This is a genomic window from Streptomyces sp. NPDC028419 (assembly GCF_055565515.1).
In genome coordinates this window covers 105550-127050 of the sequence record NZ_JBVHUE010000008.1, presented here as the reverse complement: position 1 = coordinate 127050, position 21501 = coordinate 105550, and the positions used below count along the sequence as shown (strand labels likewise).

Sequence of the window (21501 nt, the reverse complement as noted above, 5' to 3'; positions counted from 1 at the left end):
GGGCGGGGGCTGTCCCAGCAGGGCGGTGGGTCACAGTTTCACGCACACGTTCATCGGCTCGGAGAAGAAGTCGAGGGAGTGGTCGCCACCCTCGCGCCCGATCCCGGAGGACTTCACGCCGCCGAACGGAGTGCGCAGGTCGCGCAGGTTCCAGGTGTTGACCCAGGCGATGCCCACCTCCAGGGCGGGGGCGACCCGGTGGGCGCGGGCGAGGTCGTCGGTCCACACCGTGGCGGCCAGGCCGTACGGGCCGGCGTTGGCCAGGGCGAGCGCCTCCGCCTCGGTGTCGAAGGGCGCCAGGTGCACGACGGGGCCGAAGATCTCCTCGCGCACCGCCGGGTGGTCCTCGGGCAGTCCGCTCAGCACGGTCGGCTCGACGTGGAAGCCGCCGTCGCGCTCGTCGCCGAAGCTCGGCACGCCACCTCCCGCGAGGACCTCGCCGTCGGCCGCCGCCTTGGCCAGGTGGCCGAGCACCTTGTCACGGTGGGCGGCGGAGATCATCGGCCCGTAGCCGCCGAGCGCCCGCGTCCCGTCGGCGAGCCGCTCGGCGAACTCGTCGAAGACCGGGCGCTCGACGTACAGCCGCTCGGTGCACAGGCACACCTGGCCGCTGTGGGTGAAGGCGGAGCGGAGCGTGCCCGCGACGGCCCGGTCCAGGTCCGCGTCGGCGAAGACCAGCCCCGCGTTCTTGCCGCCCAGCTCGAAGGAGACCGGTGCGAGGCGGGCCGCGGCGGCGCGCATGATGGTGGTGCCGGTGCCGGACTCGCCGGTGAAGGCGATCGCGTCCACGCCGGGGTGCTCGGTGAGCCACTGACCGGCGGCGTCGGCGCCCGGGCCGTGCACGAGGTTGAAGACCCCGGCGGGCAGTTCGGCCTCGGCGGTCACCTCGGCCAGCAGACAGGCCGTGCCGGGCGTGAGCTCGGAGGGCTTGGCGACGACCGTGTTGCCCATGGCCAGGGCGGGGGCGACCTTCCAGGTGAGCAGCAGCAGCGGCAGGTTCCAGGGAGAGATCACGGCGACCACGCCGAGCGGCTTGCGCACGGTGTAGTTGAGCGCGCCGCGCCCGTCGGGGGTGCCGGTGTGCCAGGACTGCTCGCTGCGCCCGGCGAGGAGGTCGGCGTAGGCGCGGAAGTTGGCGATGGCCCGTGGGATGTCGACGCCGGCCGCCAGCTCGCGGGGCTTTCCGGTGTCGGCGCACTCCGCGGCGACGAACTCCTCGAACCGCCGCTCGATGCCGTCGGCGATGCGCTGCAGCGCCCGGGCCCGGTCGGCGGGGCTCCACGTGCCCCACGGCCCGCGCAGCGCCTCCCGGGCGGCGCGCACCGCGCGGTCGACCACCTCGACGGGGGCCGAGGGCACCTCGCCGACGGTGCGCCCGGTGACCGGGTCGACGAGCGGGAACGGATCGCCCGACGCGTCGAACCCGCCTCCCACGTAATGCCGCACAGGTGCGCTCACCTTGCAGACCTCCCCTAGCAGGCCGGAGCTTTCGGTTCTGGACCCCGGATCGTGCGGACATCATGCGCCGACATCGGTATGCCTAACCAATGCCAAATCACGTGGTTCCCATAGCGGTTCGGATATGGAAGGGTCAGATGCGGCCGGCAAAACAGCTGGGAACCGGCCAGCACTCCAGCCCGGCACGGCACGTACGGCGCAGAGATCCCTCTGGAAGGAGCGGCCCCGATGGACCTGCTGGACGGCCGGTTGAAGTTCCGGCACCTGACGCTCCTGGTCGCGATCGTGCAGCACGGGGGCGTGGCGCGGGCGGCGCAAGCGCTGCACCTCACGCAGCCCGCCGCGACCCGCACCCTGCGGGAGTTGGAGGCCATCGCCGACCTGCCGCTGTTCGTGCGCGAGCCGCGCGGCATGCGCCCCACCGTCTACGGCGAGGCGCTGACCGGACACGCCCGGGCCGTGATCACGGAGGTCCGCCGGGCCGGTGAGCACCTGGACGGCCTGCGCCAGGGCCACGAAGGCACGGTGACGGTGGGGACGTTGCTGGCCGGTGCGAACGTCCTGCTCCCCCGGGCCATCGCCCGCCTCAAGCAGGAGCGCCCGCGGCTGACGGTGGTCGTCCGCGAGGGGACCGTCGACGTACTCCATCCCGCCTTGCTGGGCGGTGAGTTGGACGTGATCGTGGGTCGGGTGGGCCCGGCGCCGAAGGAGGGCGAGCGACTGCACCAGCGGATGCTGTACCGGGAGCGGATCCTGCTGGCGGTCCGCGGCGGACATCCCCTTCTGGACCTGCGGCCGCCGGCGGGGACGGAGGCCGAGCCGCCGCGGCTGACGCTGCTGGACGCGCTGGAGTACCCGTGGATCCTGCCGGTGGAACAGACCGCACTGCGGCAGGAACTGGAGGCCCTGTTCGTGGAACAGGGCCTGGCGCTCCCGGTGGACCGGGTGGAGTGCACGTCGATCCTGACGATGCGCGCCCTGCTGCTCCAGACGACCATGGTGGCGCTGCTGCCCGAGCTGGTGCTGCGCGACGACGAACGCCTGGCGGCCCTCCCGGTCGACCTCCCCTCGGTGAGCCGGACGGTGGGCACGACGGAGGCATCGCACCGCACCCGCACCCCCGCCCTCCAGGCCCTGCTCCAACACTTGGACGAGGAAGCCGCCCACCTGGTCGGCGGCCACCGATCGGCGTAGCGGGACATGCGCCGGTTCGGGCGGTAACCGCCCCCAACAGCAGGCGATTTGCCCGTCTCACCCGATAGATTGCGATCTAAGTCCCGTGCCGCATTTGAAGATTTTGTGAACGAACCAACCACGACCGCGATGTGATCATCTTCCCGGCCGAGTCCGTCGCCGCCCCGAAGCGACGGCTCGCGATCGAGGAGGTCCGCATCCCCCATGAGGCTGCCCCACAAACGCCGCGCGGATGACACCGGCAGTACGGACGCCACTGGTAGCGACGAGCGGGCGGACGGCCCGCAACACGTCGGGCGCCCGCCGGGCCGAGCGGAGAGACGCAGGTCAGCCCGCAGGAAGGGCAGGTCAGCCCGTACGAAGGGCAGGTCAGCGCGGAGCAAGGCCAAGCGTCGTCTCATCGACTTCCCTCGGCGCGGCCGACGGGGCTGGCGGCGCTGGACGCCCTCCTGGAAGCTCGTCTGCGGCCTGTTCCTGTTCTTCGTCGCCGCCCTCACCGGCCTCTTCGTCACCGTCTACATACAGGTCGAGATACCGGACCCGCACGACTCGGCGAGCCGCCAGGCCACCGTCTACTACTGGGCGGACGGCAGCCGAATGGTGAGCGTCGGCAATGTGAACCGGCAGGACGTGAAGCTCGCCCAGGTTCCCGACTCGGTCGAGGGCGCCGTCATCTCGGCGGAGAACGCGGACTTCTACAGCGACTCGGGCGTCTCGGTGACGGGCATCGGCCGCGCCGCCGTCAACATCTTCAAGGGCAAGGAGACCCAGGGCGGCTCCACCATCACCCAGCAGTACGTGAAGAACTCCTACCTGAGCCAGGACCAGACCGTCACGCGCAAGGTCAAGGAACTCTTCCTCTCCCTGAAGGTCAGCAACCAGCGCCCCAAGGCGGAGATCCTGGAGGGGTACCTCAACACCTCCTGGTTCGGCCGCGACGCGTACGGCGTGCAGGCGGCCGCGTACGCCTACTACGGCATCCCCGCCAAGGACCTGGATCCCAGTCAGGGCGCCCTGCTGGCGGCGGTGCTCAAGGGCGCGGAGAGCTTCGACCCCTCCCTCAGCGCCGACAACCACCAGCGCGCCCAGGACCGTTGGAGCTGGATCCTGGACCGCCAGGTCACCACGGGTTCGATGAGCTCCGAGGAACGCGCGAAGTACACGCGCTTCCCCGAGCCGAAGCCTCCCGTCAAGCCGACCAGCCAGGCGGGGCAGACCGGTTACCTCGTCGACATCGCCAACAAGTACCTCAAGAGCCGCAGCGGGATCACGGACAAGGACCTGGCCGGTGGGGGCTACAACGTCCACACCACCTTCGAGAAGGACAAGGTGCTGGCGCTGACCAAGGCCGTCGAGCAGGTGCGCGCGGAGCGCCTCGACCCGAAGAAGCGCCCGGAGGACGAGCACGTACAGGTCGGCGCCGCCTCGATACGCCCCAAGGACGGAGCGGTCATCGCGGTCTACGGCGGCTCCGACGCGATCGAGCACTTCACCAACAACGCGGACACCTCGGGCGTGCCGGCGGCCTCGGCGTTCAAACCCTTCGTGTACGCGGCCGCCCTGGAGGAGGAGTACGCCGGCAGGAACCGCCCCACCGCCACCGCGGACCCCGCTCCCCCCAAGCCCGAACCGGCAGGGCCGTCGGCGTCCTCCCTCGCCCTCCACGCGGCCCTGGTCAACTCCGACCACACGCCGTTCGTGGAGGTCGGCAAGAAGATCGGGCTGAAGACGGTCAAGGAGGTGGCGGTCGCGTCGGGGCTGCGCGAGGAGAGCATGGCCAAGCTGGAGCCGACGTTCTCCATCGGCACCTCCACCCCCAGCGCCGTCCGGCTGGCCAGCGCCTACACGACCTTCGTCAACCAGGGCCGGGCCGCGGACCCCTACTCGGTGACCAAGGTCGAGCGGAACGGCGTCGCGGTGGACGGCGGCTTCGGTCCGGGCAAGCCGCGGCGGGCGATCAGCGCCGACACGGCCGCGGCCGTCGGCTCGGCGCTCCGCCAGGTGAGCTGGACCGCCCTCGGACCGCCGAATGACGCGCGCCCCCTCGTCCCGTCCTGGGCCGGCAGGACCGGCCCGAACGACCGCATGAACTCCGCCTGGTTCATCGGCGCGACATCGGAACTGAGCACCTCGGTGGCGATGTTCCGCACGAAGCCCGACGTCCCGCAGCTACTGCCGATGCAGGGCGTGGGCGGCCCCGATTCCGAGCGGGGGAGCGCCTTCCCGCCGCTGATCTGGAAGGCCTACAACGAGGCGGTCACGCCCCCGCGGCCGTAGCGGGAGCGATAGGACCGGCGGAGGCCTCTCCCTTGGGCCGGATGCCGTCACGCACGGCCCCCTTCGGGTGAACGGAGCGGCTCGGGCCGATCCGTACCGCGGTGTCGTGCCGAAGAGGGGGTGCGGCCCGATAGCGGGCGGCTGGCGCCCAGGCGCCACTGGAGCAACAAGGAGAGCCCCTCATGTCTCGTCTTCTGAAGAGCGCAGCCCTCGCGATCGCCGTCGGCATGGCCGTCGTCGGTGGAGCGACCGCGGCGTCGGCCGATGCGAGCGCTTCCGGCGTGGCCGCCAACTCTCCGGGCTTCCTGTCGGGCAACGTGATCCAGATTCCGATCCACATCCCGATCAACGCCTGCGGCAACACCATCAACCTGATCGGCCTCCTCAACCCCGCGGGCGGCACCACCTGCATCAACAGCTGAAGCCCCTGGCCTGACCCCGGCCCGGGGCTTCAGCTGCCGGAAATTCCTCCTCCGGGACCGATGAGTTCGGGCGGTGGCGGCGGTCAAACCTGAGGAAGCTACGCCAGCCGAACGGGGAGACCTCACATGTCCAGCACCGCCGCCACCACCACTGCTCCGACCGCCACCGCCGACACCGCCACGAAGTCCGGCAAGGCCGCGGTCCGGGTGGTCTGGACGCTGCGCATCCTGCTCGCGCTCTTCTTCGCCCTGGCCAGCGCGCTGCCCAAACTGCTGGCGCTCCCCGCCGCGACCACCGTCTTCGACTCCATCGGCGTGGGCCACTGGTTCATGTACGTGACCGGGCTGGTGGAGCTGGCCGGAGCGGTCGGACTGCTGGTCCGCCGGCTGGCCGGACCGGCCGCCACGGCCCTGATCGTCTTCCTGGTGTTCGCCTTCGTCACCCAGCTGACCGCCATGCACGGCGAGAACGCCGGGACCCCGTTCCTCTTCATGGTGCCGCTGGCCGTCATCGCCTGGGCCCGGCGCGCCGAGACCTTCGAGCTCCTCGGCCGCCTGCGCTGATCCGCTGCCCCGCGGGGCCCGTCGCCCGTCCTGGGGCGACTACACCCTTTGGCCTACCGCACTGTGGGCCCTGCGGAGGACGATCTCGGGGCACCCGCACGAGAGGGTTGATCCGTGCGAACAACCATCGGATACACCCTCGAAAGCATCGGCTACGTCGTAGGAGCCCAGGGCCTCGTCAGCTTCGTCTCACAGACCTTCTTCGGCACGGAGTGGGGCTGGCTGCACAAAGTCGTCACCCTCCCGCCCGCCGCCTACCTCGGCATCGTCGCCGCGGGCCTGGCCCTCGTCACCCTCGGGGTCAGAACACGCAGGACGCCCCGGCACCGCGCGTGACATCATCGGCCGCATGACTCACCTGTACACGTGGAAGGGCGGCCACCGCCCCGTCCGATGAAGTGGCTGGACGAGGCCGTGTCCGCGGGACACGCCACGACGGCCGCCCACCCCTCCCGGATCGCGGTCATCGACGCGCTGCGCGCCGACCGCACCGGCCCCGTACCCCTGCGACTTCTCCAACTCTCCTGCTCTGACGTCGCGTTCGTACGTCGCGCGGCCCTGGACCTCCTGTCGTGCGCCGAGGTCGGCAGCCCGTGGCCCGAGGCCGCCGCGGCCGCGCTCGCACGACTCACCGACCCCGACGAAGAAGTACGACGGCGAGCCGCGCACCTCGTGGTGCGCGCCGGGGGCCGGGACGTCGGGCTCCGGGCGCTCGGCGTACTCACCGAGCCCGTGGTGCGCACCGTCCTCGCCGATCGTCTCCGGGGTTCCCTCGCACACTTGCGGGACGACCCCCTGGCCTCCGTACGCTTCCTCGTCGGCCTGGAGGCCCTGCGCGTCGCTCCGGCACGCCAGTGGCCTCCGCTCGACGCGGCGTTGCTCGCCGATGCCCGTGAGGCCGCGATCCACCTGGACGGCGTCGGGTGGCGCTGGGGTGGGGTCCTGTGCGGGTTGGGGCGCGAGCGTCACGTCCATGCCCTGGTGGCGCGGCTCCTCAGCGACGCCGCCACCCGCGACATCGGTGCGGGCTTGGCCCGGGAGGCCTGTCACCACTGGCGGGCCGCCCCGGTCGAACTCCTACCGCTCCTCGTCCGCCACTGCGGACCAGAAGTCAGCCCCGCCATGGCCAAAGCCCTCACCACCGCCTCCGTCTCGCGCGCCGCGATGCGCGCGCACGGCGCGCTGTTCGCCACGGTCGCCGTCACCCCGTATCCCCGGCCCCGCCACCTTTTCGGCAGTTCGAGTCCGACGCAGGGGTCTAGGTACGACAGCGCCACCGCCGCTGCGGTGCTCCGGGCCAAGCCCGTGGGCATCGGTCGGCTCCGCCACGCCCCCGAGCTCTTCGACGCCCTGCTGGACGCGGGCCCGCTGACCTTCCGTCAGGCTGCCCAGCTGTACAACCTCACGTTCCAACGGCCCGGGCGCATGCAGGGGGTCTGCGCACCGCTATGGCTGCGGCACGCCGGCCCCGCCGCCGCGCCCCGCATCCTCGCCCTCATGACACCGCACCTCGATGCGTACGACATCGGCGAGTACTACGCGGAAGGACTGGCGCGCATGGGCCGCCATGCGCTGCCCGCGCTGCAGTCGCTGACGGCGCTGATCGATCGACGTACCCGGATCCCGGTCAACGGCTCCACCCGGGACGGCGAGACGATGCTCGACGAAAGCCTGCTCGCCGCCGCGCTCGCCGCCCGTCACGCGATCCTCGCCGACGCCGCTCCTCGACGGGCGACCACTGCCTGACGCGGCACTAGACGAGTCATTCCGAAGTGATCAGTGGTCGTAGGCGATCAGGGACCACAAGATCGGCTTACCGGTTGGGGTGCACACCAGGTATAGCCGCAGGCCCCAGGGGCGTGACCGGCCGCACTCGACCGGGGTGGAGTCGATGATCCAGTGGTTGTCGAACCAGAAGTCGGTGTCCGTCGCAAGGAGCCGTACAGCCCGCTAGACCAGCGGCAGCGCAGCCCGCAGCCGCTTGTTCCAGCACCCGGCCCGATATTGCCCGACCCCGTGCCGTGTTCATGCCATCGATGCCATCGATGCCATAATCGGACGTCGTGTGGACAACGCTTGCGCCGCTCATCGGCGTCCTGCTCGGTGGGCTCATGTCGATGCTGGCCCAACGCTCGGCAGGACGCGCCTTGGAACGCGGCGAGGCGCGCCGCAGTGTCCGTGAACTTGCCGAGGCGCGCCGCAACGAGCGTCTCACGCACCTCATCGCGTTTCTGTCTGCGGTGCAGGAAGCAGAACGAGTCGCGGTGGATCGGTATCACCACAACCTGACTGACGAGCAGTGGCAGTCCCGGGCAAGGCAGGTCCTCGACAGGGTGTGGGTGACGCAGAAGACGATCCACGTACTGTGCGCGTCCGAGGTCAGCGAAGCGGCACGCAGCCTCGCGTGGGCAGTACAGGAGGTGATCAGGAAGGGCCCCGAAGACCCGGGGGAGCCACAGGACGAGAAGGTGTGGGCGCACATCCATCCGAGCCGACAGGCATTCCTTGATCTCGTGCGCGACCAGCTGAGTTGAAGCCCCGGGGAGGGATTCGGCAACTGCCGTGAGCGGCCCGGGACAAGCAACACGCCATCGCATGGCCCCTTGGCCCATCGGCAAGCTGAGCACGATCACTTCGCAATGACGCGTCTAGGCGAGCGGCTGGAGGATGTCGAGGGTGACCTGGTGGAGGCCGGGGGCGGCGGCCAGGTCGGTGACGGCGGTGTAGGTGTCTCCGGTCAGCGGCAGGTGCACGACCGTGAGGACCGGGTGGTTGTCCCGGACCAGCGTGGCGGTCACGGCCCACTCCGACATGCCGTGGACGTGGTTGATGTTGCCCTCGGCGGGGTCCACGACCCACCACTCCCCCGCCGGGAGCGCCCCACCGGCCAACTCGTCCTCGGCCCACCGCGACCCCGACCGGGCCCGCAGCAGCGGCTCCCGGAGCACCGCCAGCACCGCGTCGTCGTTGGCGTGGATCTCCGCCACGACCTCCCCCAGGCTCACCCCCCGGGCATGCGGGGCGAAACGGTCCAGCACGGTCAGGCCGGCGGTCTTCACCGCGGCGGTCACCTCGGACAACAACGTTGCAGTGGCAGTGGCTGCGGTCGTGCTCACGGTGGGGTTGTGACCCCATCCGATTAACAACAAGTGCATGCTTTGCACTTGTAGAGTGACTCCCATGCAATTGGACTTGAACCTGCTCACCGCCCTGGACGCCCTCCTCGAAGAGGGCAGCGTCGCCGGCGCCGCGGCCCGCCTGCACGTCACCGCCCCCGCGATGAGCCGCTCGCTGGGGCGCATCCGCAAGGCCACCGGCGACCAGATCCTCGTACGCACCGGTCGCACCATGGTCCCCACCACTCGCGCGCTCGCCATGCGTGCCCAGGTCCACACCCTCGTGCAGCAGGCCCACCAACTCCTCGCCGCGCAGCAGGAGCTCGACCTGGCGGGGCTGGAGCGGGTCTTCACCGTGCGCTGGCACGACGCCCTGACCTCCGCGTGCGGCACGGCCCTGATCAGCGCGGTCCGTCGCGAAGCCCCCGGCGTCCAGCTGCGCATGTCCGCCGAACCGGGCACCGACACCCCGGAGCTGCGCCGGGGCGAGGTCGACCTCGAATCGAGTGCCGGTGCTCCGTCGCTCCCGGACGTCCGCCACCGCCTCGTCGGCAGGGACCGGCTGGTCGTCGTCGTCCGCCCGGGCCACCCGCTCACCGAAGGTGCGCTGACCCCCGAGCGCTACGCGGCCGCCGAGCACCTCACCGTCTCGCGGCGCGGGAACCTGCGCGACCCGATCGACGACGCCCTCGCGGCAACGAGCGGCCTCGTACGCCGCGTCGTGGCCTGCGGACCCACCTCCGCCTTCGCCCTGCAACTCGTAGGCGCCACCGACCTGGTCGTCACCCTGCCCGACGCGGTGACCCGCGCCGCCCGGGAGCAACTCGGCCTGGTCACGCTGCCGCTACCGGCGCCGCTCCGGATGCCCGACGTCCCCCTGTACCTGCTCTGGCACCAGCGCTACGACGACGACCGCGCACACGCCTGGCTGCGCGAGTTGGCCGTCCGCACCATCCAGCCGCTCTTCGCGTCGCAGTGAGGTTCCCGCCCGGGGGCAGAGGTCGTCACGCCGGCCGGCAGGTGCGTCACGCCGGGCGGATGAGGCGGCTCTCGTAGGCGAAGACCACGGCCTGTATCCGGTCACGGAGTTCCAACTTGTGCAAAATGCGGCCCAGATGGGACTTCACGGTCGCCTCCGCCAGGTCGAGCGCGGCGGCGATCTCGGTGTTGGACCGGCCGGAGCCGACCTGTACGAGCACCTCGCGTTCACGCGCGCTGAGCCGGTTCAGCCGCTGGGCGCGCTCCCCCGCGCCGGCGTCGGGGATGTGCGGGCGCAGGTCCTCCAGCAGGCGGCGGGTGATCCGCGGGGAGACCACCGCGTCGCCCGCGGCCACGTTGCGTATCGCCGCGAGCAACTCCTCGGGCCGGGTGTTCTTCAGCAGGAAGCCGGACGCTCCGGCCCTGAGTCCGGCGAAGGCGTACTCGTCCAGGTCGAAGGTGGTGAGGATCAGCACCCTGCTCCGCGGCGAGACCCGGACGACCTGCCGGGTCGCCTCGATCCCGTCGGTCCCGGGCATCCGGACATCCATGAGGACGACATCGGGGCGCAGCTCCCGGGCGAGGCGTACGGCCTGGGCCCCGTCGGCGGCTTCGCCGACCGGCGCCATGTCGGGCTGGGCCTCCAGGACCGTGCCGAATGCCATGCGCAGCAGTGCTTCGTCGTCGGCGATCAGGATGCGGATCGTCATGCGGACGCCCCCGCGCCGCCGCCGAGGAAGAGGCGCGTACGGACTCCCCAGCCACCGCCCGGAAGCGGTCCGACCTCCAGCGTGCCCCCGTAGGCGGCCGCGCGCTCGCGCATGCCGGGAATGCCGTGGCCGGCCGGGATGGCGCCGGGCAGGCCGGGGCCGCTGTCGGTGACGTCCACCGTGATGGAACCGGTGCCCGCGCCTGCCCCGGACCCGGCGTCTCCCCCGGTCGAACACCGGATGCGGACCCTCGCGTGCGTGCCGGGGGGCGTGTGTTTGAGGCTGTTGGTCAAGGCTTCCTGTACCAGGCGGTAGACGGTGAGTTGTGCGGTGGCCGGTACGTGGCCGTGGTCGCCGTGGACCTCGACGCGGGTCGGCAGCCCGGCGGCGCGCATCTGGCCGGCGAGCGCCTCCAGTTGTGCGATACCCGGCAACGGGTGGCGATCCGCGCCCGGTTCACCATCCGGCTCGTCGGCCCGCAGGATCCCCAGCGAGCGCCGCATGTCGGTCAGAGCCTGCCGGCCCGTCTCGGAGACCTGGTGCATGGCGGCGGTTGCCCGGTCGGGCGAGCGGTGCTGCGCGTACACGGCGGCGTCGGTGAGCGCGACCATGACGGACAGGTTGTGGGTGACGATGTCGTGCATCTCCCGGGTGATGCGGGCCCTCTCCTCGGCGGCGGCCAGTCGCGCCCGCTGGTCCCGCTCCCGCTCCAGGCGTGCGGCCCGTTCCTCCACGGCCGCGAGGTAGGCGCGTGTGGTCCGTACGTTCACCCCCAGGACCGCGGCGGCGACGACCATCGCGGTCACCGCGACGAAGGGGGTCAGGAACGCCCCGTCGGTCGCCCAGCTCAGGCAGGCCAACAGGGCCCCGCCCTCCGCGACGGCGGCGGCGATCAGCGTGCCGCGCCGGTCCGCGTGCGCGGCCACCGTGTAGAGGGCCACCAGCAGGGCGATGTCCGCCGGCAGCGGGACGTCCATCAGCCACTGGACGAAGGCCGCGGCCGCCACGGCGCCGAACACCGTGCGGGGCGCTCGGCGCCGCCCCACCAGGGGCAGCACGAGGGCGGCGGTGAGGGCCACGGCCACCGGCAGCTCTCGCGGCGCGCGCGTGGTCACGACGTTGAGGAGGAGGAGCGCCGGCAGCAGCGAGTCCCCCACCACGGGCGGCAACCGGAAACCCCGGTACCGGTGCCCCAGCACCTCGGTCATCACACGTCCCGTCGATTCAGCGCCGGACTCCAGCGCTCCAGACCTCCAGCGCTCCGGACCACCGCCGCTCCGCGATTGCGGCGGTCCGGAACTCCGTCGCTGCGTCGGCCCCGTCACCGTAGGCCGCCGCGGCGCGCGGCACATGAGTCCAGCGTCTGACGGCGCGACGGCGGACTACGACCGCAGGAGGAGTCGCGGTACCTCCTGCGGTGGCAAGGAGGCCGCCGATCCGACCCGATCGATTGCCCTCGCGGTCGCACGGCGACCGCGTCGGCTTGCGACCCCGGTCACCCGTCGGGGCGACCCGGGACCGATGTGTCGGCGTACGCCCGGCGCCGAGCATGGCCAGGTGAACGAGACCATCGCGGGGCTGTACCTGTCGCCCCTGGAAGTCCTTGCCCTGCTGGGCGCCGTCGCGCTGGTGATGGCGCGCTGGCTCCCCGCCGCCGCCCGCCCACCCGTCGCGCTCGCGGCGGGAGCGGTTCTCGTGCCGTCCGCGATCGTGCTGGGGGTGACGTCGGAGATCCGCTGGCAGATGTCGCCGGTACTGGCGGGCGGCGCCATCGCGTTGCCGTTCGCCCTCTCCCCCCTCTTGCGATCGGCCCTCTTGCGATCGACCCTCCTACGATCGCCCCTCCTCCGATCGACGGGCCCGCTCCGCCCGTCCCTGCACCGCCACACCGCCCGGCGGGCCCACTGGTGGCTGGCGTTGCCGGGGTCGGTGGCCTGCCTCGGCCTCATCGCCACGGGCCCGGTGGCCGCCTGGGCCTTCCCCGTCCCCGTGTTCCCCGAGCCGTCGGGCGATGACGCGGTGGGCACCCGGGTGGTGCAGTGGACCGACCCGCGCCGCCCCGAGACCTTCACCGCCGACCCGCACGACCTGCGCACCGTCGTGGTCCAGCTCTGGTACCCCGCCCGGGAGAGCCCCGCGGGCGCGCGACGGGCCCCGTACCTCGGACGCACGGAGCAGGAGGCGCGCACCGTCTCGCGCGCCCTGGCCCGGGGGGTCGGCCTGCCCGACTTCCTGATCGACGGCGTCCCGCGGGCCCGGACCCGTTCGGTCTTCGACGCCCCGGTGGCCGGTGGGGCCGGACGCTTCCCGGTCGTACTGTTCTCCCCCGGGTCGGGTGGCGTGCGGACCCAGAACACCGCCTGGGCGGAGGAACTGGCCAGCCACGGCTACGTGGTCGCCGCCCTCGACCACCCCTACGACTCCGCCGCCGTCGTCCTCGCCGACGGCCGGACGATCGAGGCCACGACCACCTCCAGCGGAGACCGGGACGAGGACGCCGAGCTGGCCGCCCGGTGGACGGCCGTACGGGCCGCCGACCTCGGCTTCGTCCGCAGCCGGTTGGAGCGACTGGACCGTCCCGACCCGGGCGAGGGCGCGGACCCGTTGACCGGACGCCTGGACACCGCGCGGGTCGCGGTCGCCGGCCACTCCATAGGTGGCGCCGCCGCGCTGCAAGCGGCCCGGCAGGACCGCCGGTTCGCCGCCGTCATCGATCTGGACGGCTACCCGCACGGCCCCACCTCGCCCGCCCTCGCCCAGCCGACGCTCGCACTCACCCAGGCCATCACCCCGGGGACCGACCCGCGATACCTCCCCCGCCTCACAGAGGCGCTGAGGCTCAACAGCGCGACGAGCTACCGGCTCACCGTCCCCGGCGCCGCACACCTCACCTTCATGGACGGCCCCCTGTACCTGCCGCCCGTGCCCTCGATCGTCGGCTCCCTGGGCCGTACCCGGAGCCCCCGGGTCGTCGCCGCCACCACACTCGCCTTCCTGGACGCGACCTTGCGGCACGAGCCCGGTGACCTGGCCGGCGCCCTGTCGGCGTACGGCGAACTCAGCGTGTACGCCCCGGACGGCAGCCGTTGATCGACGTGCCGGGCGTGCCGCCGATCGGCGTGCCGCGCCCGTGGCCCTCACTGACGTGGAACGGCGATGCCGGCTGCGCGCAGCTTCGTCTCGACCAACGTGTTCAACCGGGCGATGGACCCTGATTCGTCTTCCCGGTGGTGGTTGACCATCCCGTATCGGGAGGCGGTCTCGGGGTGCTCCCGGAACCCGATCGGCATCGCCAGCAGGGCGCGGTCCGCGAGCAGTTTGTCGGCCAGTGCGGACGCCAGCTCCTCGATCCGCGGGTCGTCCGGGTCCCAGGACCGGGCGTCCAGGCCGCGCTTGGTCAGCTCGACGGACTCGGGATCATCGAGCGAACGTTCCAGCCGGGTCAGGAAGTTGTCGAAGATCTCCGGTACCAGCGCCCGGGCCAGCACCAGGGCCTCCCGTTGCCCGGACACGTAGTCGGGACCGAAGCCGAGTGCGGCGAGCCGGTCCAGGACCGCGCAGGCCCGGTCGGGGAGCAGGGCCCGGTCCCCGTGGTCGAGGCGGTGCAGCCTGTCGCGGCGCGCGGTCAGGTCTTCGATCCGTTCGGTGAGCCGGTGGTGGACCTCGCCCAAGGTGGCCGCGAACGCCTCGGGGTCGGCGTCGAGCAGGTCGGCGATCTCGGCCAGCGGCACGCCGGCCTCGGCCAGGGTCCGGACCTGGACCAGCCGGAACAACTCGCCCGACCGGTAACGGCGGTAGCCGGATCGGTCACGTTCCGGCTCGGCGACCAGGCCCAACCGGTGGTAGTGGCGCACCGTTTTGATCGTGACACCGACGTACGAGGCCGCCTGGCCGATCGTGAGCCCGTCTGCCATCGGCCCGGCACACCTCCAGATCGTGGACGGCCACCGACCCATCGGGACCGCCGTCGCCGGCGAGCATAACGGGCGCGCTGCGGTTGCGCGGTTGACCTTGACCCTGGGTCAAGGGTGCAGGTTTCTCCGTAGGCGCCACGCGAACCGGCACGGCCCACCCACACACCACACAGAGGAGACCCATCATGGGCGCGGGGAACAACAACGGCGGCTTCACGGACGACGGGCTGCGCCGACTGCGCGAAGTGCTGGCACGGCACGTCGAGTCCCAGCGGATTCCGGGACTCGTCGCCCTGGTCAGCCGCGGCGGCCGGACGCACGTCGAAGCGATCGGGACGATGCGTCACGACGGTGGCGCGCCGATGCGCCGGGACACGATCTTCCGGATGGCGTCCACGTCCAAGCCCGTCACGATGGCCGCGGCGATGGTGCTGCTCGACGAATGCCGGCTGCGGCTGGACGATCCGGTGGACCCCTGGCTGCCGGAACTCGCCGACCGGCAGGTGCTCAGGCGGCCCGACGGACCGCTGGACGACACCGTGCCGGCGCGACGGCCGATCACCGTACGGGACCTGTTGTCCTCCACCTTCGGGCTCGGCGTGGACTTCGAGTCGATGGCCTCGCCGATCCGGGCGGCGACCTTCGAGCGCCTCGACTACAGCGTGGCCTCCGGACCGGCGCCCGAGCCGGACGAGTGGATGCGGCGCCTCGGCGAACTGCCGCTGCAGTACCAGCCCGGAGTGCGCTGGCAGTACGACCTGAGCAACGAGGTGGTCGGCGTGCTCGTCTCCCGGGTCGCGGGGCGGTCGTTGGAGGCGTTCCTGCGCGAACGCGTCCTCGATCCGCTGGGCATGGCGGACACCGCCTTCCACGTGTCCGCCGACAAGATCGACCGGCTGCCGCCCCTGTACGGGCCCGATCCGCGGACCGGCGAGTTCACCGTGTGGGACGAGGCGGTGGGGGGACGGTCCAGCACGCCTCCCGCCTTCCAGGGCGCCGGCGGCGGGTTGGTCTCCACCGCCGACGACTACCACGCCTACTTCCAGATGCTGCTCCACCACGGAATGCACGGCAGCGAACGGATCCTGTCCCGGGCCGCCGTGGAGCTGATGACCACCAACCGCCTCTCGCCCGATCAACTGGCCGGCCGCGAGGCCATGTTCGGTGACATCGCCCACCTGTCCTGCGGCCAGGGCTCGGCCGGCGGCTGGGGCTTCGGGATGGCGGTGCGCACCCGGCGCGACGACTACGCGCCCGTCGGCCAGTTCGGCTGGTTCGGCGGTACCGGCACCGCCGCCTACGCGGACAGGACCACCGGGCTCACCGGCGTCCTGCTCACCCAGGTCGGGCTGTCCACCCCGGATTCACCGCGCGCCATGAACGACTTCTGGACCGCTCTCCACCAATCCGTCGCCTGATGCCGCCCCCGGGATCAGTTCGTGCCGTCCCACTCGTCCGCCGTCATGGGCCTGGCGTCCGGGTAGTGCCGCTGGATCTCACCCAGCACCCACGCGTCGGCCGTACGGACGTCCCAGCTGGAGCTGTCGAACTCCCGCAAGGTCAGCACGAGTTCCCCGTCCGCGTACCCCTCGAAGTCCCCGTCGACGGCCTGGAGGTGGGGCGCCTCCATGGCCAGCAGCTCCAGGGTGGGGATCCCCGTGTCCGTGTCCGCCGATGCCTCCACCATCCGGGCGAAGGCCGGGTGTGGCTCTTCGTCCACCATCCGGGCCTTCCACCTCAGCCCGAGCCCGTAGCTCCCCAGTCGGACCAGGAGCTCGGCGAGGGTGACGTAGTGGGGGGGGGGGGGGGGGGGGGGCGGGGGGGGGGGGGGGGGGTCCCGCCGCCCCCCCCAGGAGAAAACCCCCCCCTGCTTTCTTGTTCCCTCTCCCACCCACCCTTCTTTCCCCCCTCCCCCCCCCCCCCCCCCCCCCCCCCCCCCCCCCCCCCCCCCGCCCCCCCCAGGCCCCCCCCCCCCCCCCCCCTCCCCCCCCCCCCCCCCCCGGCCCGGGTGCGGGGTGCCGTCGTCCCGCCACGCCGCGAAGGAGACCATCTGCATGGTCTCCATGGTCCCGGATCGCACCGATCTTTCGTTAACCCTTTGCCGAGGGGCGGACGGGCCGGCTAGGTTCTCCCAGCCGGCCGATGTCCTTCGGGAGCGGCGCCGTCGACGAGGAGGTGTGGAGCACATGCGCAGGAATGACCAGCAGTTGAGCCCGCGTACTGCCCCTTGCCACTTCCTCACGACGGAGACACCTTGTCGTTCCGCATCACCCCACTGACCGACCCCGCTCCCGGCGCGAACAGCCGCCGTCTCGCCTGGCTGGCGTCCGACGCCGATTCGCTCCCCGTCGGAAGCGCCTTCCTGCGCCTGTTCCACAGCCCCGGACAGGAGCACCTGGCCGAACTGACCCTCCAGGTCCATCCGGCGGAGCGACGCCGGCACGTCGGCTCGCGGCTCCTGGACGCCGCCACGGCCGCTGCCCGAACGGATGCGCGCCGCTGCGTCATCGTGCAGGCCGAGGCCGGATCGCCGGGCGACCGCTTCCTGCCGGCGCGCGGTTTCAGGAAGGTCCTCACCATGCGGTACACCCGCTTGTCGCTGGCCGACACGGACCCCACCGCCCTCGCCCGCGTCATCGAGCGTGCGCACCCCGGATACCGGCTGGTGTCCTGGCACGGAACCGTGCCCGACGGCCTCGCCGAGACGTTCGCCGCGTCTCGTCGGGCCATGGACGACATGCCCATGGACGACACCGACTACGGCACGGTGAGCTGGGACGTGGACCGTGTCCGGGCCGCGGCGAAGGCCGTCGAGCAGCGTGGCGACCACCTGCACACCGTCGTCGCCGTCGACGCCCGCGACGGTTCGATCGCCGGCTTCACCGAGCTGGTCGTCCCCGGCAACGGCAGGGGTGACGGCCAGCACTACGGCACCGGCGTGTTGCCCGAGCACCGTGGACACGGCCTCGGCCGGTGGATGAAGGCGGAGTCGATCCGACACGCCCGTGCGCGCCATCCGCACCTCGACGGCCTCCTGACCGACACCGCCGACGGCAACCTGCCCATGAGGCGGATCAACGACGGTCTCGGCTACACGCCGACGCACACGACGCACCAGTACCAGCTCGACCTCTAGCGGCGCCGGTCGGGCCGGCCCTGGACATCACCTGGACCGGCCCGACCGAACCACCCGCCCCGGTCAGGAATCGGATCAGGAGCGCGGCGATCGCCAGGGTCACGGGGAGGGTGAACCCCATGCCGTGGGCGCCGGCGGCCGCCAGGACGAGGACGATCGATTCCGGCCCGTAGGCGACGGACGCCACCGCGTCGAGCGACAGCGCGGCCAGGCCCTGGACGGCGGTCAGCCGATGCCGGTCCGCAGCCGCCGCCCCCACCGGCGGGGTCGCGGCCTCAGCCCCGTCCCCGTCACGGTCCAACCGGTGTCCGGGGGCTCCTCCTGCCTCGGCCCCCGCGCCGCCCCGGTCGTCTTTCCTACCTGCATGGCCATGTCGCCAGTCCCTCCGAATGAGCAAAGTCAGGACAGCGTCGAAGGCGTACGGGGTGGCCGGCAGCACTCTTGGCATGATCCATACGGCGGCCCGGCCACTCTTCACGCGATCCATATGCATCGGCTCGAACACGGCGGCGGCGGCGCGCGGGCCGGCGAATCTCCACCCGGCGAGGGCGTTACCTCGGGGCTGCCGGATCGTTTCTCCATGTAGCGCGCCGGATGCACACTCCGCTCCCCTGCGGCGGCGCGCCACGGTGAGGCCCCGGGAACCATCTCCCGGGGCCTCCCGCCGGTGGCGGAGCCCGTCAGTGCCGCGACGGGTCCAGCTCGCGGCGTCGGCGGCTGATCGATTCCGGGTCCCGGCCCGGGCGGGGTACGGACGCCAACAGCAGGCGGGTGTAGGGGTGACGGGGGTCGGTGAGCAGCTCGGACACCGGCCGGTGTTCCCGCACGCGGCCCCGGTGCGTGACGAGGGCCTCGTCGCACACGTAGCGGACGAAGACCAGGCCGATGCCGGTGTCACGGCGGATGTCGGACAGCAGGTTCAGCACCAGCGCCTGTACCGACACCTCGAGGGCGGACGCCGCTGCGTCGAGCACCAGCACGGTCGGCCGGGCCGCCGACGCCGGGGCGATGGCGGCGCGTTGGCACTGACCGCCCGAGATCTGCCGGGGCGGCGCCGCCGCCTCCCGGGGGCCGATCCCGACCTGCGCCAGCAGCTCCTCGACCCGGTCCGCGCGCGCCGCCCGGTCGAGGCCGCCGTGCGGCCGGACCACCCCCTCGATCGTCGCGCCGACGCCGATCCGGGGGTCGAGCGAGAGGTAGGGGTCCTGGAAGACGATCTGGACGGCCTGGGCACGGGCCAGTCGGCGGCCCTGCCGCGGCGAGGGCGGCCGGTGCGGTGGGCCGGTGACCCGATCGGGCTGATGACATCGTCTGGCTCCTGTGGGATGAAGCGCACGGGGGGCGGTGGGGTGTGGAGCACGGCCGGTGGGCGGCCCGGCCGTCGGACACTGCTGTCGTTCCGTCGGGCGGGTCGGAGGCGGCGAAGACCGGCTCACCGTCTATGTGCGTGCGCGGCACGCGGGTGTCGGCGATCTCCCGAGGGGGTGCGCGACCGTCTGGTCGACCCGCAGGGTTTCCCGCACATCACCCAACTGCAGGCCGTATCACCCGAGATGACGGACGGGCAGATCTTCCACGCCAGGGCGGAGGCACTGATCACCCGCGATCGGGACCCGGGTCGAGGCGCTGCGCGGGAGGTGGCGCGCGGAACGCGGCGCCGGGGCCCGCGCCGACCTGCGGGAACCGTGTGTGAGCATGGCAGCTCCGGCACATCCGAACGTCATGGGGGGACCATGCGCACCCGTACCACCCTCGCCTCGACCGGCCCGGCCATCGCGCTCGCGGCCGCGCTGGTCCTGTCCGGCTGCTCCGCGTCCGGCGGCGGCCCGCACCCGGGTGGCGGCGGCGCCACCGCCTCCGTTCCGGCGGCGCCCCCCGCGCCCGCCACGGGCGGCGGCCCCGGATTCGAGGGACCGCGCCCGCAGGACCAGAACCTGCTCGCCTGGACCGGCGACCCCGGTGACGCGGGGCACGTGACCGCCCAGTCGGCGGCGGGGGTGGGCGGCCGCGTCACCTTGGTGCGGATCGTGCTGCGGGAGCGGATCACCTGGTCCAACATCTGGCTGGGGCTGGCCGGCATCGACCCGAAGGCCCAGCTCGCCAACTGCCAGCTCGGCGTGTACGACGCCAAGGGCGCCCTGGTCGCCGCCACCGCGGACATCTCGCCGCAGCTGATGACCGACGCCGTGGCGAAGCCGCTGCCCCTGACCGAACCGTTCGCCGCCGCCCCCGGCACCTACTTCATCGCCCTGCTGCTCAACGGCAATTGGGCCACCAACGGCCTCACCCTCAAGTCCACGGGCGCCGGCATCTCGGTCAACGCGGGCCTGGCCCCGCCGAACCTCCGCTACAGCACCCTGCTGACGGGCCAGACGTCCCTGCCGGCCACGGTCAACCTCGCCGAACAGTCCACCAGCACCATCAACACCGGCTGGGCCAGCCAGTGGTACGCGATCTCCTGAGCGTGCCGGACACCACCTACGCCGCCGCCTCCGGGCGCCGCAGGCGGTAGCGGACGCCGTCCTCGCCGGATCCCGCCCGCTCGAAGCCCGCCCGGGCCACCACCCCGTGGGAGGGGAGGTTCCCCTCCTCGACCACGGCGTGCAGCTCGGTGAGCCCGGGCCGGGCGAAGGCCAGGGCGGCGAGCGCGCGCAGCGCCTCGGTCGCGTGGCCGTGGCCGCGGGCCGAGGGGACGAGGTCGTAACCGACCTCCGCGTGGCCGTCGGGGTCGGGGGCGCCGTGGAAGCCCATGCCGCCGATCGCCCGGCGGTCGCTCAGCCTGACGATCGCGTACGGGCCCCAGCCCGGGTGGTACTCCCCCACCTCACGGGCCAGCCCCACCATCCCGGAGGCGATGCGGGTGCCTTCGCCGGGGCCCTCCTCGGGCCAGTGGAATCCGCCGTCGCCGCCCTCGTACAGGTCGGCCGCGGCGGACGGGGAGATCTCGCAGAGCACGACCCCCACACCGGGGACCGGGTCGTTGTACCAACGCCAGCCCCGCCGTCGGGGCAGGCTCGGCAGGTCGGTCCGGCCGGTGGCGACGAGCAGCGACCCCCACGGGCCGCCCTCGGCGGAGCGCGGCGCGTGCGGGAAGAGCCGGTCGAGGACCGGCCCGGCCGTGTCCGCGGACCCCTGCCAGTCGGTGTCGCCGAGGCCGTGCACGATGTCGTGGGTGTGCAGGAGGAGCTCGGCCGCCCCCATCGCGGCGAATCCGTCGGGGCCCGCCGGACCGGCGGGGTGCCAGGCCCGCACGTCCTCGCCGGCCGCGAGCACGGCGGCGGACAGCAGCCTTCCGCTCGCCTCGACCAGGTCGACCAGGCCGCCGGGCGGGGTGCCGGGAGCCGCGTCGACGACCAGGGGGAGGTAGGCACCGGTGACGCGGCCGGCCAGCTGCGCGGCGAAGCCGGTGAGGTCACCGGCCAGGTGGACGGCAGTGTCGCGGCAGCTCCACTCCAGCCCCGCCGCGGGCACGGACCAGTCGAGGCGCGCGACGGCCCGCAGCGCCCGCACGGCGTCCGAGACGGCGCGGTCGAGGTCCTGGGGGCCCATGGGCGTCATGCGACGACCCTAAACCGTCCGGTGGGCGGCGGGTCGGCCGGCCGGTGGGTGGGGGGGGGGGGGGGCCCCCCCCCCCGGGGTTGTCCAAAGTCTCCTTGGACGCACAAAACCAAAGCCTCGACCCCCACGTGTTCATCGCGCTCGCTCCACACAAAAAAAGGAAAGACGAGGTTG

General features: G+C 72.5%; 19 protein-coding genes and 3 pseudogenes. 12 read left to right on the top strand and 10 right to left on the bottom strand.

Annotated features, from left to right (window positions below):
- Positions 1-30: 30 nt before the first annotated feature.
- Positions 31-1458, bottom strand: coding sequence for a 2-hydroxymuconic semialdehyde dehydrogenase (locus ACZ4UB_RS12180; protein ID WP_468070048.1), 1428 nt, complete (start codon positions 1456-1458; stop codon positions 31-33).
- 228 nt (positions 1459-1686) lie between these two features.
- Here ACZ4UB_RS12180 and ACZ4UB_RS12175 point away from each other — a divergent pair, with 228 nt between their 5' ends.
- The 6 genes from ACZ4UB_RS12175 (at position 1687) to ACZ4UB_RS12150 (ending at position 7661) form a co-directional block, all read left to right on the top strand.
- Positions 1687-2652: a LysR substrate-binding domain-containing protein gene (locus tag ACZ4UB_RS12175; protein ID WP_468070047.1), complete on the top strand. Its 966-nt coding sequence runs from the start codon at positions 1687-1689 to the stop codon at positions 2650-2652.
- A 204-nt stretch (positions 2653-2856) separates the two neighbouring features.
- Entirely contained in the window at positions 2857-4929 is a 2073-nt protein-coding gene (locus tag ACZ4UB_RS12170; protein ID WP_468070046.1) for a transglycosylase domain-containing protein, read from the top strand.
- A gap of 182 nt (positions 4930-5111) precedes the next feature.
- The gene (locus ACZ4UB_RS12165) at positions 5112-5351 is read left to right on the top strand and encodes a chaplin (protein ID WP_468070045.1); all 240 of its coding nucleotides are present in this window, start codon (positions 5112-5114) and stop codon (positions 5349-5351) included.
- A gap of 126 nt (positions 5352-5477) precedes the next feature.
- A complete protein-coding gene (locus ACZ4UB_RS12160; protein WP_468070044.1) occupies positions 5478-5915 on the top strand; it encodes a DoxX family protein in 438 nt (145 codons plus the stop codon).
- 114 nt (positions 5916-6029) lie between these two features.
- A complete protein-coding gene (locus ACZ4UB_RS12155) occupies positions 6030-6251 on the top strand; it encodes a hypothetical protein (RefSeq protein WP_468070043.1) in 222 nt (73 codons plus the stop codon).
- Between the two features lie 57 nt (positions 6252-6308).
- Positions 6309-7661 carry a hypothetical protein gene (locus ACZ4UB_RS12150; protein ID WP_468070042.1) on the top strand — a complete coding sequence of 451 codons (1353 nt, stop codon included), beginning with the start codon at positions 6309-6311 and terminating at the stop codon, positions 7659-7661.
- Between the two features lie 48 nt (positions 7662-7709).
- Here the strand turns inward: ACZ4UB_RS12150 and ACZ4UB_RS12145 are convergent.
- Positions 7710-7904 (bottom strand): annotated as a pseudogene (locus tag ACZ4UB_RS12145) (IS982 family transposase); the annotation flags it as partial.
- Between the two features lie 74 nt (positions 7905-7978).
- On the opposite strand from ACZ4UB_RS12145, the gene ACZ4UB_RS12140 reads away from it, so the two are divergent.
- Positions 7979-8449 (top strand): hypothetical protein, encoded by a 471-nt coding sequence (locus tag ACZ4UB_RS12140; protein WP_468070041.1) that lies wholly within the window; start codon positions 7979-7981, stop codon positions 8447-8449.
- Positions 8450-8629: 180 nt separating this feature from the next.
- Here the strand turns inward: ACZ4UB_RS12140 and ACZ4UB_RS12135 are convergent.
- Positions 8630-9070, bottom strand: a pseudogene (locus tag ACZ4UB_RS12135) (inositol monophosphatase family protein); the annotation flags it as partial.
- Between the two features lie 25 nt (positions 9071-9095).
- Between ACZ4UB_RS12135 and ACZ4UB_RS12130 the strand changes: the two are divergent.
- Entirely contained in the window at positions 9096-10010 is a 915-nt protein-coding gene (locus ACZ4UB_RS12130; protein WP_468070040.1) for a LysR family transcriptional regulator, read from the top strand.
- Between the two features lie 46 nt (positions 10011-10056).
- Here ACZ4UB_RS12130 and ACZ4UB_RS12125 read toward each other — a convergent pair whose 3' ends face one another.
- Entirely contained in the window at positions 10057-10719 is a 663-nt protein-coding gene (locus ACZ4UB_RS12125; protein WP_468070039.1) for a response regulator, read from the bottom strand.
- Positions 10716-11927 carry a sensor histidine kinase gene (locus ACZ4UB_RS12120; RefSeq protein WP_468070038.1) on the bottom strand — a complete coding sequence of 404 codons (1212 nt, stop codon included), beginning with the start codon at positions 11925-11927 and terminating at the stop codon, positions 10716-10718. Before ACZ4UB_RS12120 ends, ACZ4UB_RS12125 begins: the two co-directional genes overlap by 4 nt.
- Before the next feature lie 313 nt (positions 11928-12240).
- Between ACZ4UB_RS12120 and ACZ4UB_RS12115 the strand changes: the two genes are divergently transcribed.
- Positions 12241-13809 carry an alpha/beta hydrolase family protein gene (locus ACZ4UB_RS12115; RefSeq protein ID WP_468070037.1) on the top strand — a complete coding sequence of 523 codons (1569 nt, stop codon included), beginning with the start codon at positions 12241-12243 and terminating at the stop codon, positions 13807-13809.
- A gap of 47 nt (positions 13810-13856) precedes the next feature.
- Here the strand turns inward: ACZ4UB_RS12115 and ACZ4UB_RS12110 are convergent, their stop codons facing one another.
- Positions 13857-14633 (bottom strand): MerR family transcriptional regulator, encoded by a 777-nt coding sequence (locus ACZ4UB_RS12110; protein WP_468070036.1) that lies wholly within the window; start codon positions 14631-14633, stop codon positions 13857-13859.
- A gap of 185 nt (positions 14634-14818) precedes the next feature.
- On the opposite strand from ACZ4UB_RS12110, the gene ACZ4UB_RS12105 reads away from it, so the two are divergent.
- Entirely contained in the window at positions 14819-16051 is a 1233-nt protein-coding gene (locus ACZ4UB_RS12105) for a serine hydrolase domain-containing protein (protein WP_468070035.1), read from the top strand.
- A gap of 14 nt (positions 16052-16065) precedes the next feature.
- On the opposite strand, the gene ACZ4UB_RS12100 is transcribed toward ACZ4UB_RS12105, so the two are convergent.
- Entirely contained in the window at positions 16066-16356 is a 291-nt protein-coding gene (locus tag ACZ4UB_RS12100) for a hypothetical protein (RefSeq protein ID WP_468070034.1), read from the bottom strand.
- 531 nt (positions 16357-16887) lie between these two features.
- On the opposite strand from ACZ4UB_RS12100, the gene ACZ4UB_RS12095 reads away from it, so the two are divergent.
- Positions 16888-17769 (top strand): GNAT family N-acetyltransferase, encoded by an 882-nt coding sequence (locus tag ACZ4UB_RS12095; protein WP_468070033.1) that lies wholly within the window; start codon positions 16888-16890, stop codon positions 17767-17769.
- 76 nt (positions 17770-17845) lie between these two features.
- Here ACZ4UB_RS12095 and ACZ4UB_RS12090 read toward each other — a convergent pair.
- Positions 17846-18070, bottom strand: a pseudogene (locus ACZ4UB_RS12090) (amino acid permease); the annotation flags it as partial.
- 379 nt (positions 18071-18449) lie between these two features.
- The gene (locus tag ACZ4UB_RS12085; protein WP_468070032.1) at positions 18450-19205 is read right to left on the bottom strand and encodes an ATP-binding cassette domain-containing protein; all 756 of its coding nucleotides are present in this window, start codon (positions 19203-19205) and stop codon (positions 18450-18452) included.
- A gap of 297 nt (positions 19206-19502) precedes the next feature.
- Here ACZ4UB_RS12085 and ACZ4UB_RS12080 point away from each other — a divergent pair, with 297 nt between their 5' ends.
- Complete coding sequence (locus tag ACZ4UB_RS12080; protein ID WP_468070031.1) at positions 19503-20231, top strand: hypothetical protein; 729 nt, start codon at positions 19503-19505, stop codon at positions 20229-20231.
- A 16-nt stretch (positions 20232-20247) separates the two neighbouring features.
- Here ACZ4UB_RS12080 and ACZ4UB_RS12075 read toward each other — a convergent pair whose 3' ends face one another.
- Positions 20248-21327: a GNAT family N-acetyltransferase gene (locus tag ACZ4UB_RS12075; RefSeq protein ID WP_468070030.1), complete on the bottom strand. Its 1080-nt coding sequence runs from the start codon at positions 21325-21327 to the stop codon at positions 20248-20250.
- Between the last annotated feature and the right edge of the window lie 174 nt (positions 21328-21501).

What these genes read in the sequence shown, in the direction of transcription:
- ACZ4UB_RS12160 (WP_468070044.1), top strand. Translation starts at nt 5,478, where the DNA reads ATGTCCAGCACCGCCGCCACCACCACTGCTCCGACCGCCACCGCCGAC.
- ACZ4UB_RS12110 (WP_468070036.1), bottom strand. Translation starts at nt 14,633, where the DNA reads ATGGCAGACGGGCTCACGATCGGCCAGGCGGCCTCGTACGTCGGTGTC.
- ACZ4UB_RS12130 (WP_468070040.1), top strand. Translation starts at nt 9,096, where the DNA reads ATGCAATTGGACTTGAACCTGCTCACCGCCCTGGACGCCCTCCTCGAA.
- ACZ4UB_RS12100 (WP_468070034.1), bottom strand. Translation starts at nt 16,356, where the DNA reads ATGGTGGACGAAGAGCCACACCCGGCCTTCGCCCGGATGGTGGAGGCA.
- ACZ4UB_RS12170 (WP_468070046.1), top strand. Translation starts at nt 2,857, where the DNA reads ATGAGGCTGCCCCACAAACGCCGCGCGGATGACACCGGCAGTACGGAC.
- ACZ4UB_RS12075 (WP_468070030.1), bottom strand. Translation starts at nt 21,327, where the DNA reads ATGACGCCCATGGGCCCCCAGGACCTCGACCGCGCCGTCTCGGACGCC.
- ACZ4UB_RS12125 (WP_468070039.1), bottom strand. Translation starts at nt 10,719, where the DNA reads ATGACGATCCGCATCCTGATCGCCGACGACGAAGCACTGCTGCGCATG.
- ACZ4UB_RS12120 (WP_468070038.1), bottom strand. Translation starts at nt 11,927, where the DNA reads ATGACCGAGGTGCTGGGGCACCGGTACCGGGGTTTCCGGTTGCCGCCC.
- ACZ4UB_RS12175 (WP_468070047.1), top strand. Translation starts at nt 1,687, where the DNA reads ATGGACCTGCTGGACGGCCGGTTGAAGTTCCGGCACCTGACGCTCCTG.
- ACZ4UB_RS12165 (WP_468070045.1), top strand. Translation starts at nt 5,112, where the DNA reads ATGTCTCGTCTTCTGAAGAGCGCAGCCCTCGCGATCGCCGTCGGCATG.
- ACZ4UB_RS12115 (WP_468070037.1), top strand. Translation starts at nt 12,241, where the DNA reads ATGTGTCGGCGTACGCCCGGCGCCGAGCATGGCCAGGTGAACGAGACC.
- ACZ4UB_RS12105 (WP_468070035.1), top strand. Translation starts at nt 14,819, where the DNA reads ATGGGCGCGGGGAACAACAACGGCGGCTTCACGGACGACGGGCTGCGC.
- ACZ4UB_RS12080 (WP_468070031.1), top strand. Translation starts at nt 19,503, where the DNA reads ATGCGCACCCGTACCACCCTCGCCTCGACCGGCCCGGCCATCGCGCTC.
- ACZ4UB_RS12150 (WP_468070042.1), top strand. Translation starts at nt 6,309, where the DNA reads ATGAAGTGGCTGGACGAGGCCGTGTCCGCGGGACACGCCACGACGGCC.